Here is an 11371-nt window from a genome sequence, read left to right on the forward strand (position 1 = left end):
AGGACAATTATGGCAGAGTTGAAAGTTGGAGACAAAGCTCCACAGTTTACATCAAAGAATCAGAATGGGGAGGAGATTAAGCTATCGGATTTCAAGGGAAAAAAGGTAATCTTATACTTCTATCCCAAGGATAATACACCAGGTTGTACCACGGAGGCCTGTAATTTCAGGGATAACTACCAGAGTTTATTGAAAGATGGTTTCGAGGTAATTGGCGTAAGTATCGATAGCGAGCAATCGCATCAGAAGTTCATTTCTAAATTCGAGCTTCCATTTAATCTGGTCTCCGATGAGGACAAAAAGATCGTTGAAGATTATGGTGTTTGGGTAGAGAAGAACATGTACGGCAAGAAATACATGGGAACCGCCAGAACCACTTTTATCATTGACGAGAAAGGTATTATTCAGCATATTATCAAAAAAGTTGACAATAAAAATGCGAGTCAACAAATAAGAGATTTATTGGCACAATAAATCAAACGAATACATTATATTTGCCCCTTATGAGCAAGCAAACAGACGATTTTTTCAAGAATATCATTTCGCATGCGAAGGAATATGGATTTGTTTTTCCTTCGAGTGAGATCTATGACGGTCTAAGTGCCGTATATGATTATGGTCAATTGGGTTCTGAACTAAAGAACAACCTAAAGACTTATTGGTGGAAATCCATGGTTCAATTGAATGAGAACATTGTGGGCATTGATGCTGCAATTTTCATGCATCCTACAACCTGGAAAGCTTCCGGACACGTGGATGGGTTCAATGACCCGATGATTGACAATAAGGACTCGAAAAAGCGTTACCGTGCAGATCAATTGATCGAAGATAAGATCGACCGTTATGAAAAGGATGGCAAGAATGAAAAAGCCGCCCAACTTCAGAAAGATTTAGATGATGCGTTGAATGCGGACGACTTGGTTCGTTTGAAAACCATCATTGAAGAGCACAATATTGTTTGTCCTATCTCTGGAACAAAAAATTGGACGGATGTACGTCAGTTCAATTTAATGTTTGCCACGCAGATGGGTGCTATGGCTGATGGTGCGGAACAAGTTTATCTTCGCCCTGAAACAGCACAAGGTATTTTTGTGAACTTCCTGAATGTTCAAAAAACAGGTAGGATGAAAATCCCTTTTGGTATTGCCCAAATTGGTAAAGCATTCCGTAATGAAGTAATTGCCCGTCAATTCATCATGCGCATGCGTGAATTTGAACAGATGGAAATGCAATTCTTTGTACGCCCTGGAACAGATTCAGAATGGTATGCTAAGTGGAAAGAAAACCGTTTAAAATGGCATTTGGCATTGGGAGCTGATGAAACAAAATATCGCTACCATGACCACGTGAAATTAGCGCATTATGCTAAAGCAGCAGTAGATATTGAATACCAATTTCCTTTTGGATTTAAAGAGGTTGAAGGTATCCACTCCAGATCTGACTTCGACTTAAAACAACATCAAGAGTTTTCAGGTAAGAAGATGCAATATTTCGACCCTGAAATCAACCAAAGTTATATTCCATTCGTAATTGAGACTTCAATCGGTTTGGACCGCTTATTCCTGACAGTATTGGCCAATAGCCTGGTTCAGGAAGACCTTTCAACTGAAGACAAACAAGATTCACGTGTGGTATTGAAATTCCACCCAGCGATCGCTCCAGTTAAAGCAGCTATCCTTCCTTTGACCAAGAAAGATGGCTTGCCAGAAAAGGCGAGAGAGATTATGTCTAAGTTGAAATTGGACTATAACATCCAATACGACGAGAAAGATTCCATTGGAAAACGTTATCGCCGTCAGGATGCCATCGGTACACCTTTCTGTATTACGGTAGATCACCAGACCTTGGAAGACAATATGGTTACGATCCGTCATCGCGACAGCATGCAACAAGAGCGTGTGAACATTGATGAACTAGAAAACATCATTGGCAACCTTGTGAGCATGAGCAACCTTTTGAAAAAATTGATCTAAGCATCAAAAGAAATAATAAAATTAAACCTGCTTCGGGAATGAAGCAGGTTTTTTTTATATAGAGAGGTGGTTAGTTCAAACCATTCAAGAGGAGGTCACCCTTGTTTGATCAATAGTATAGTTTTTTCTTTCCAGATACTTCCAAACTGAACAGCCGTTTACCCGATGGAATACCCTATGAAATTCATAATCGCTTTTAAAACCCGATTCAAACAGTAATTTATTGATCACCGCCGAATCATGATCTGCATGCCCTAATTTATCCATGAAATAGGAAATGCGTTTAGAATTGAGATAATACTCAAAATTACCCCGCAAATAAACTTTAGTGATTTCCTTTAATTCACGATCAGACAATGGCAAAAACTTAGCGATGTCGCCTAGCTTAAATTCAGGATTCTTAAAGAGCTTTTCCTGGTCCATTAATTGGTCAATGGCTGTCACATAAAAGATCAGATCTACGTCCTTCTTAAATGAGTCTTCCAACCTTGGATTTTTTTGCAATCCATAAAACCGAAACATATAGGCGAAAAATAATTGCACCGTTTTAAAATACCGATAATAAAGGATAGAAAAAAGAACCAAAAATGTATAGAGACCATCAGGGAACTTGAGGAACAAACCGTTTTCAAAAATAATCCCATTGAAAACAATGACTGTAAGCACAAGCAGCTTTGACAGTATGAGAGAACAAGCTAATTGTCCATCAATGGAAGTCGAGAGCTTAGCCAAGTTTTTTCTAAAGGGCCAAAGTATATAGACATCATACACTAGCGTAACGGCGAACAAAATTGTCCTTGACCGTTGATTAAAAAAATCCAGGTAATCGTAGATCATCCCTTCTTTTATCTGATCTGAAAAGATATTGTAGAGGAAGAAGAAGACATAAAAAAGTAAAAAAGGGAAAAAGGCCAATAGCATGAGATATCCCGAGGTCCTAATTTCCAAGACGATATTACGGAGATATAACGAAGATAGGGAAACCAAACATAGGCTACTTGTTGCGGTAAATAGCAAGTCAATATGAGGATCAATCATGGATACCAAATATTTAACTAATAGAACAACAATGGAAGAAAACATTAGGATTCGGATAATCTCCCCTCTTTCATCCCTAATAGTTTTTACCTTTAGATAGAGGATTATGATTAGTACCTGAATAATAGTTAGCGCTAGCAAATAAGCCATATAACAATAATAACACACTATTATTAACAAATTAAAAAGGTCTCGTTAAGTTTAATTTTTTAATCAGTACGATGATTTCGAAATTTTACTTAAAAACAACCACTTTGTTCGCATCCCAAGTTTCATCAATTATCACCTCAAAAAAGCCTGTAGAGAAACCTGATGGGTACAAGGGCCCTTTGAAAATCAACTTCACATTGTTTTTGATATGTGATTTCAGCCTAAATTTTCGGATGACTTTACTTTTGTCCCAGACCTCAATTTCATATTGAACGGGAAGCTCCTTATCAGATAGGCCTAAAAAATGACTAAATGAAATTTCTTTATTAAGGTTAAAATCTTGCTCAAATTCCAATGGTTTTGTAGGTTCCTCTAGATTTTTGGTATCTACTTTTAGATTAAAAGGTTTCCAAAAATAAGGAGCAGTAATTGGCCTGACGGTGACTTTTTTAATTTCCTTTAGGTCTCGAATATCATTAAAGTTCAAGGTTACCAAACTGTAAAGGCGCTTAAGCTTGACCAATTTCTCTACATTTTCCTTTAAATCGAAGGAATCGATTGCAGCGAATGAACGGCCAAATTTATCTTCGAAGGTATGGCCAATAAAAATCTGGTCCTTATTTTTGATATCTGTAGGCATCAGTAATTTCTTTGGCGAATCATGGAACAAGATGAGGTTATAATAGCTTCCATAAGGAAGTTCCACTAATTGCTCCTTATTATTCTGGGATAGGTCGAAACTTCCTTTTTTCACAAGTTCACCTGTTTTCTTTTTAAAGATAAAATAGGGCAAGTCTGACAAATTGGGTTTACTGCGTTCCTTTGCCCTACCATAAAACTTAATATTATCTATATAATGTGCATGTTTATATGGATCCTCAACATAAGGATGATTGGTTACAGGGTCTTTCATCCAGATATTAACAATGGATTTATCATTTCCTTTTAATTCTTTTGGAATCGGAATGTTATAGGTCTGCAATTGTTTAGAGGCATTGGAATTAGGAACAATTTCAATTAGTCTATCTGAATTTCTAATAGGATAATTATTTTGATCCAAAAATTGTACGAAGAAGTATTTTTGATTTCCATCTGTGGATAACAAATCAAATTCAAGTCTATCGAGTTCATGGATTTTCGTCAGATCTATTTTGAAAGAAAACCTCGATAATCCTTTCACAGTATAGACAAAATTATCTTTATAAGCAGGCTTTGAAGGATCATTTACAAATTGACCGCTATTTTCTAGACCTGCTATAACTTCTATTTTAAATACCTGATCATAATCATAGGTAGGTTCTAAAGATTTTTTATTCATATCGAAGTAACCCAGTACTTCAAATTGATCAGGATGAAGGTTTAATGTGGCATCATTTTGAACAGATTTGGTTGAGGGAGCGGAATGGTAGGATTGGATCTCAGACTGGAAATTTGAAAAATTGAAAGAAACCTGATGTAGGCCGTTATCAGGCTGTGGGGCTTCATGATCTTTCCTTTTACAGGAGAAACAAAGCAATGTTGGGATTAGGAAGGCCAAAAGGAAACGGAGGGACCGGCATAATAAACTCATAATAATTAAAATTTAAAGTAAACTAAAATATTTTATGTTTAAATTAAATGATAGAGTTTAACAAAAAAGAAAAAAGAGATAATTAAAATATTAATTATCTCTTTAATCATCTATAAGATAGAATGATATCTAACCTTTACATCAAAAAAACTTAATTAAATGCTTTAAGAAACGATGTAGCTTATTTTTTCTCCATTTTTGATAACAGGTACTTTTTCACCCTTTTTACCTTTAATTTGAAGATTTGTAACTTTTCCGTCTTTCCATTCAAAATCAACCGTGTAATTCCCTCTTGCTTTTAAACCAGAAACTTTACCATCTTTCCATGCGGATGGCAAAGCAGGCAATAAATGGATATAACCATCATGGCTTTGAATCAGCATTTCAGCGATACCTGCTGAGCCGCCAAAGTTTCCATCAATTTGGAAGGGAGGATGGGCACAAAAGAGATTTGGATAGGTGCCTGCTCCTGCGCCTTCATAGGTTGTTCCACTACCGTAGGCAGGCTGCAACAACTGTCTCAAGATTTCTAGTGAATGGTCACCATCATGCAATCTTGCCCAGAATAAGATCTTCCAAGCTCTAGACCAACCTGTTCCTTCATCGCCACGGACCGCCAAGGTCTTCTTTGCAGCTTCAGCCCAATCTGGACTGCTCACAGGCGATATGAAATTTGCTGGATACAGTCCATAGAGATGAGAAACATGTCGATGCTTGGGTTCAACCTCTTCATAATCTTCCAGCCATTCCATCACACGACCTGATTTGCTTACTACCACTGCCGGAGGTAACTGTTTTATGTCGGTCTGCAACTGCTTCGCGAAATCGTCATTTAAGCCAAGGATCTCATTACTTTTTATGACCGATTCATATAATTCGCGGACGATCTGGTTATCGATGGTAGGTCCCATGACCACAGCAGCACGCTTACCATTGGCCAACTTGAAACCATTTTCTGGAGAAACCGAAGGAGAGGTAACTAACCAGCCAGTCTTAGGGTCTTTTACCATGGTGGCTTTATAAAAAACCGCAGCTTCTTTTAAAACTGGATATATTTCCTTTAGGTATGCTTCATCCTTTGTGAATTGGTAGTGCTCCCAAAGGTGATTACACAACCATCCTGAAGCCGTACTGGCTCCCCAAGAAGCGTGTTCACCTGGGGCAGTGTAACCCCATGGGTTCGTCATCATGTAGACAACCCATCCAGGAGCATTATAATAAGCCTTTGCAGTTTTTGTCCCTTCTTTCGCAATATTTTTGATCATCTCGATAAAAGGTTTATGGTATTCAGAAAGGTTGTTCACTTCTACTCCCCAATGGTTCATCTGAGCGTTGATGTTCAAATGGTAATCTCCGTTCCAAGGAGTCTGGATCTGATGTGCCCAAAGACCTTGAAGGTTTGGTGGCAATGCTTTCGGGGTATGGGGCGATGCGCTCGCTAAGGTTAAATACCTTCCGAACTGATAATATAAAGATGCCAGTCCATTATCTTGGCTTGGATCTTTAAAGAAAGCCTGCAAACGATCTTTTGTCGGAACATCTGCCTTTGGGGATACATCGGCAAGCTGTAAGGACACGCGATCGAACAGAGGCTTGTATTTTGCAGCATGTGCTTTCCACAGTTTAGCATAATTGCTTTTCTCCACCTTCAATATTTCCTTAGATACATAATCCTTAGGATCATGTCCGTAATAACTGGTAGAGCCTGTAAACAACACTAGGGCCTCATCAGCACCCTTGATAATGATCTGATTGTCGTGGTTCTGAAGAGTCCCCCCTTTTGTCAGAACCTTGAACTTGGCGGCAAACTGGATTCCACGGCCTCCCTTTCCATCCGGAAGGCTGCCGGTTACCGTAATTTCATTCCCGTTTATCTTGTAATCTTCCACATTTTGGTCCCTATAGAAATGCATGGCAAATGCTATAGATTTCTTTTTATCTGCAGACAAACGGACAACGCCTACATTCTTGTCAAAAGATGTAAAATACTCCCTTAGATAATGTGTCCCATTATTGCTGAAACTGGTAACCGCTTTTGCATCGGCGATATCCAGCCAGCGTTTGTAATCGGTAGTTTCGCCTTGATGAAAGAATAGAAAATTCATGAAACCAAGATTCTGGAATGCGCCATAAGGGGCCTCAGCTCCATTACCTTGTCCTGAACCAGCTCCTACACATACAAAATTCTTATTGACCAATGCTTCTGCTAGGTCATTCTTTCCTTCAAACAGCAGTTTCTGGATTTCACCAACAGAATTCATTGCCTTATAGTTATTGGCATCTTGGGGAGATCCGGACCACATGGATATTTCATTCAATACAATGGATTCATCATTGATCTTGCCATCCGGCATCATTCCAATCAATCCATTTCCCAAGGGCAGGGTCTCTTCCCAGACTTTTGCGGGCTCCTTATACCATAATTTAGAATCCTGCGCACTTAGAAGTCCCGTCCAAAGGCACAAACTCATCAACACTACTCTCTTCATTTCTTATTTTAAATAGATATCAAACTCTGCTACTGAAAATTCTTTCCCCTCACTTAAGATCTCTTTGGGGATAAACCGTATATAATGAGCTTCATGGGCAGTATCAAAATTGATATTCTGTTCCGTTGCATTTGCTCGAATATTGGAAAATTCCCCTATGGCTGCCGTCTTCCACTCTTTTCCATCAATACTGGTCTGTACTTCATATTTGGAAGGAATTCCATTGATTTTGCGATCCTGTCTAGGCATATAGCTCATTCCTACTACCTGTTCTGTTTTTGGCAGACGGATTTCAACGAATTTTTGATTGCTTAAGATAGTTTCCCAAACCGTCTTGTCATTATTGTCCGAGGCTAGTTTTACATTTTTATCAGCAGAAATAATCGTGATCTGATCCTTGGCTATTTTTTTACGGTCGGCATGATCAAATTTAAAATCAGACTTCGCTTCCTTGAACAATGCAAAGTCGCTCAATGTAGGTGCAACAGGAGCATACAGTTTCAGCCTCAATTTGCTAGCGCGGATAGGATTCTCCAATTTGATCAGTCTGGTTGATCCGATGCTGGTCGCAGAAGCCAATGGTTTCCAATTATCATCCGACCAAACTTCTACCTGAACACTATCCAAACGCTGTCCCAATTTGATATTTTCGCGCAATCTAATGAGGTCAAACTCTTGATCATGGGCCAAATTGATTTCTATGGTAGGATTCAGCACATCATCGTCCGAGGCATAATAAGTATACCTATCATTATCAAATAGATTTTTCTCGGAGAACTTTGCATGGTTTTCTCTAATATTACTCGCTTTTGCTGTAGCTCCAGCGGCTAAATTATCAGCGAAGGTTGCTTTTAGTTTTTCTCCAAAAGCAGCCAGTGATTTCACATCATTATCATGTAGGAGACCATTTGGCATTGGCGCCAATCCAAGATTCATATTGCCACCACGTCCCACTGATTTCAAATAAATTTCAAACAGTTGATTTGGTGTTTTCACCTTTTCGTTTTGGTCCTCATGATAGAACCAACCTGGTCTTTGGGGAACATCACATTCCGCAGGAATCCAGAATTCACCATTACGGTCACCGGATGGCAAATTGGAATCATCGACTTCACCAGGAACAGCTGGTTTACCAGGGGTTTTGCTCTTCGGAGTCAAGGTTGCCCAACTGGTTTCTGCAGCAAATCCTTTTTCATTTCCTACCCATCTCATATCTGGGCCAACATCCGAGAATATCATCGCCATGGGCTGAAGTTTTCTCACAATAGGCCAAGTCTTTTCATGCCACTCGTAATAGGTGGTACGGTCAATGGTCCGTTTTTCATTTTTTCCACCATAATAGCCATCTCCCCCGTTTGCACCATCGTGCCACGAAGTGAACAATGGGCCGTAGTTGGTCATTAATTCCGTAAGCTGCTCACGATAAGCATCTGCATAGGCTTTGGTGCCATATCGCGTATCATTTCTATCCCAAGCAGAAAGGTAAACACCGAATTCAAGGGCATTGTCATGCGAGGCTTGCATAAATTCTTTGACCATATCCCCTTTCCCATCACGCCAAGGTGAACTGGCTACACTGTATTGGGTCGTTTTAGTAGGCCATAGACAAAAACCGTCATGGTGTTTTGCAACCGATATCAATCCCTTGAAGCCTCCTGCTGCTGCCGCTTTGGCAATTTGGTTGGCATCGAACTTTGTCGGATTGAATATTTTAGGGTCGGCATCACCGAAGCCCCATTCTTTATTCTGGAAAGTTGTCGGAGTAAAGTGAATCAGGGTGTACAATTCCATTTCATGCCATTTCAATTGTCTTTCACTAGGCAGGACACCGTAGGGTTTAGGCTCGGTCTGTCCAAAGGAAAGCAAAGGGCATAGTAACACCAAAGAAAGTAGGTTAGATCTTTTCATAAACGCGCTTAAAATAAACCCTCAAGATACAGAAAACTGCATAGAATCATGGGGAAAATTCGTTTTTTGATGTAATTTATTTAAAACAATAAGGATTTTTCATTAAACAATCGATTTCGTTGATAAACCAACAGCAGCCAATTGTAATCATAATTAATTCATCAAAATCTATTTTGAAGGTAGAAATTGAAAAACTGTGGCTCAAAAATCGGCCTGCACAAAGGTTTGCATAAAAATATTTTCAATTCAGGCTTAAAATTATCTTATTGACTTAGTGCTTTTTATTGAAAAGTGAATAAATTTGTTAATCATGAATAACGAACAATCTAAAATCATCCGCGAGCAAGCCAAACGTTCTTCATTGAGGGAGCATTCGGTACCATTATACTTAACCTCAAGTTTTATTTTTGACAGTGCTGAGCAAGGCCGTGCGGTCTTTGCTGACGAAGAAGAGGCCATGGTCTACTCTCGATATGCTAATCCTAACACTACTGAGTTCATCAACAAAGTCTGTTTAATGGAAGAGGCTGAAGCTGGATTAGCTTTTGCATCTGGAATGGGTGCAATCTTTGCCACTTTTGCAGCTTTTATCGCGCAGGGAGATCATATTGTATCTTCTAGAGCAATATTTGGTTCAACCCATCAGCTATTTACACAGCTGTTTCCACGTTGGGGAGTTACAACAACCTATGTGGATGCCATAAACCCTGAAGAATGGGAAAAAGCCATACAGCCCAATACTAAATTCATCTTCTTGGAATCTCCTTCTAACCCAGGTCTAGAACTAGTGGATCTGGAATGGCTAGGAGGTTTAAAGAAAAAATATCCAAATATCATTTTTGCAATTGACAATTGTTTTGCAACACCTTATCTACAGAAACCTCTTCCTTATGGTTTCGACCTTTCTATTCATTCGGCCACGAAATACATGGACGGACAAGGTAGGGTCTTGGGAGGTGTTGTAGTTGGTAAACAGGAATTAATGGACAAGATGATGTTCTTGATCCGTCACACTGGCCCAGCAATGTCTGCATTTAATGCATGGATTCTTTCAAAAAGTATTGAGACTTTGGGATTACGTATGGACAGGCACTGTTCAAACGCCCTTGCTCTTGCAGAAGAACTGGAGAAAAATGAGGAGGTTTTAGACGTGAAATATCCTTTCTTGCCATCGCACCCTCAATATGAACTTGCAAAAAAACAAATGAAAGCAGGTGGAGGGATTGTGACCATTGAAGTGAAAGGTGGCAAGGAGCGTGCTTTTAATTTCTTGGATGCATTAAATATGATCCTCTATACATCCAATTTAGGTGATTCTAGAAGTATAGCGACTCACCCTGCCTCTACTACCCACTCTAAGTTATCGGAAGAAGAAAGGGAAAAACTAGGTATCCGTCCCGGAACCGTCAGACTTTCCATAGGAATCGAAGATAAACAGGATATCATCGATGATATCCTTCAAGCCTTAGAAGCTTCTAAATAAACAAAAAAAACGGGAATTAAAGCCCGTTTTTTTTTGTCTGGTATTGAGATTTGAGTATTGAGAGAGAACCTGTATTAAATTTGGTCATCACCAGAGATAAAATTTCTCATATCTCAAATCTCATATATAACATCTTATACTGCCGCTAATGCTGCTTCGTAATTTGGCTCTTCTGTAGTTTCTGCGACCTGTTCAGTGTATTTCACTTTTCCGTCTTCATCTACAACGACTACCGAACGGCTTAAAAGACCTTGAAGAGGTCCATCCGTAAATTTCACGTGATACGCATTGTTGAAGTTATCGTCTTTAAAATCGGATAAGGTCACCACATTTTCCAATCCTTCAGCTGCGCAGAAACGGCTCTGAGCAAAAGGAAGGTCTTTGGAAATACAAAGGACAACGGTATTATCTAAGCCAGAAGCTTTTTCGTTGAATTGACGTACTGACATGGCACAGGTCCCTGTGTCAATACTTGGGAATATATTAAGGATTACTTTCTTTCCTGCAAAGTCTTTCAATGATTTTTGTGATAAATCACCAGCTGTAAGTGTGAAGTCAGGAGCAACCTCACCTACTTTAGGTAGGTCTCCACCGGTATGCACTGCATTACCTTTAAATGATACTTGAGCCATATTTATTTTTTTTATCTGTTTATATTGAAAACCAATATACCTTAATTATGTTTTGATTAAAAACGATATGCACTCTTTTATCGAATCTTGACAATTAGTTTATAAATATTTATCAATTAATTTATAAT

8 protein-coding genes are annotated in these 11371 nt (G+C 39.0%); 3 read left to right on the forward strand and 5 right to left on the reverse strand.

The window, feature by feature from the left end:
- The first annotated feature begins 9 nt into the window (after positions 1-9).
- Together bcp and ACWIB3_RS10320 are read left to right on the forward strand one after the other, a co-directional pair.
- On the forward strand, positions 10-474 hold the full coding sequence (bcp, locus tag ACWIB3_RS10315) for a thioredoxin-dependent thiol peroxidase (protein ID WP_313261701.1): 465 nt from the start codon (positions 10-12) through the stop codon (positions 472-474).
- A gap of 29 nt (positions 475-503) precedes the next feature.
- Positions 504-1973: a glycine--tRNA ligase gene (locus ACWIB3_RS10320; RefSeq protein WP_185213377.1), complete on the forward strand. Its 1470-nt coding sequence runs from the start codon at positions 504-506 to the stop codon at positions 1971-1973.
- Positions 1974-2057: 84 nt separating this feature from the next.
- Here the strand turns inward: ACWIB3_RS10320 and ACWIB3_RS10325 are convergent, their stop codons facing one another.
- The 4 genes from ACWIB3_RS10325 to ACWIB3_RS10340 all read right to left on the reverse strand — a co-directional run bounded on the left by ACWIB3_RS10325 (position 2058) and on the right by ACWIB3_RS10340 (position 9128).
- A complete protein-coding gene (locus ACWIB3_RS10325) occupies positions 2058-3011 on the reverse strand; it encodes a hypothetical protein (protein WP_454291541.1) in 954 nt (317 codons plus the stop codon).
- Between the two features lie 235 nt (positions 3012-3246).
- Positions 3247-4731, reverse strand: coding sequence for a hypothetical protein (locus tag ACWIB3_RS10330; RefSeq protein WP_454291542.1), 1485 nt, complete (start codon positions 4729-4731; stop codon positions 3247-3249).
- 164 nt (positions 4732-4895) lie between these two features.
- Positions 4896-7220: a glycoside hydrolase family 95 protein gene (locus tag ACWIB3_RS10335; RefSeq protein WP_454291543.1), complete on the reverse strand. Its 2325-nt coding sequence runs from the start codon at positions 7218-7220 to the stop codon at positions 4896-4898.
- Between the two features lie 3 nt (positions 7221-7223).
- Positions 7224-9128: an alpha-L-fucosidase gene (locus ACWIB3_RS10340; protein ID WP_313261693.1), complete on the reverse strand. Its 1905-nt coding sequence runs from the start codon at positions 9126-9128 to the stop codon at positions 7224-7226.
- A gap of 310 nt (positions 9129-9438) precedes the next feature.
- Between ACWIB3_RS10340 and ACWIB3_RS10345 the strand changes: the two genes are divergently transcribed.
- Entirely contained in the window at positions 9439-10611 is a 1173-nt protein-coding gene (locus ACWIB3_RS10345; protein WP_185213372.1) for a trans-sulfuration enzyme family protein, read from the forward strand.
- Positions 10612-10745: 134 nt separating this feature from the next.
- On the opposite strand, the gene tpx is transcribed toward ACWIB3_RS10345, so the two are convergent.
- Positions 10746-11243: a thiol peroxidase gene (tpx, locus tag ACWIB3_RS10350; protein ID WP_185213371.1), complete on the reverse strand. Its 498-nt coding sequence runs from the start codon at positions 11241-11243 to the stop codon at positions 10746-10748.
- Positions 11244-11371: the final 128 nt, after the last annotated feature.

This window comes from Sphingobacterium sp. NPDC055431 (assembly GCF_053644255.1).

Bases quoted from the DNA above. Each gene is read 5' to 3' on its own strand.
- bcp (WP_313261701.1), top strand. From the start codon at position 10: ATGGCAGAGTTGAAAGTTGGAGACAAAGCTCCACAGTTTACATCAAAG.
- ACWIB3_RS10320 (WP_185213377.1), top strand. From the start codon at position 504: ATGAGCAAGCAAACAGACGATTTTTTCAAGAATATCATTTCGCATGCG.
- ACWIB3_RS10325 (WP_454291541.1), bottom strand. From the start codon at position 3,011: ATGATTGATCCTCATATTGACTTGCTATTTACCGCAACAAGTAGCCTA.
- ACWIB3_RS10330 (WP_454291542.1), bottom strand. From the start codon at position 4,731: ATGAGTTTATTATGCCGGTCCCTCCGTTTCCTTTTGGCCTTCCTAATC.
- ACWIB3_RS10335 (WP_454291543.1), bottom strand. From the start codon at position 7,220: ATGAAGAGAGTAGTGTTGATGAGTTTGTGCCTTTGGACGGGACTTCTA.
- ACWIB3_RS10340 (WP_313261693.1), bottom strand. From the start codon at position 9,128: ATGAAAAGATCTAACCTACTTTCTTTGGTGTTACTATGCCCTTTGCTT.
- ACWIB3_RS10345 (WP_185213372.1), top strand. From the start codon at position 9,439: ATGAATAACGAACAATCTAAAATCATCCGCGAGCAAGCCAAACGTTCT.
- tpx (WP_185213371.1), bottom strand. From the start codon at position 11,243: ATGGCTCAAGTATCATTTAAAGGTAATGCAGTGCATACCGGTGGAGAC.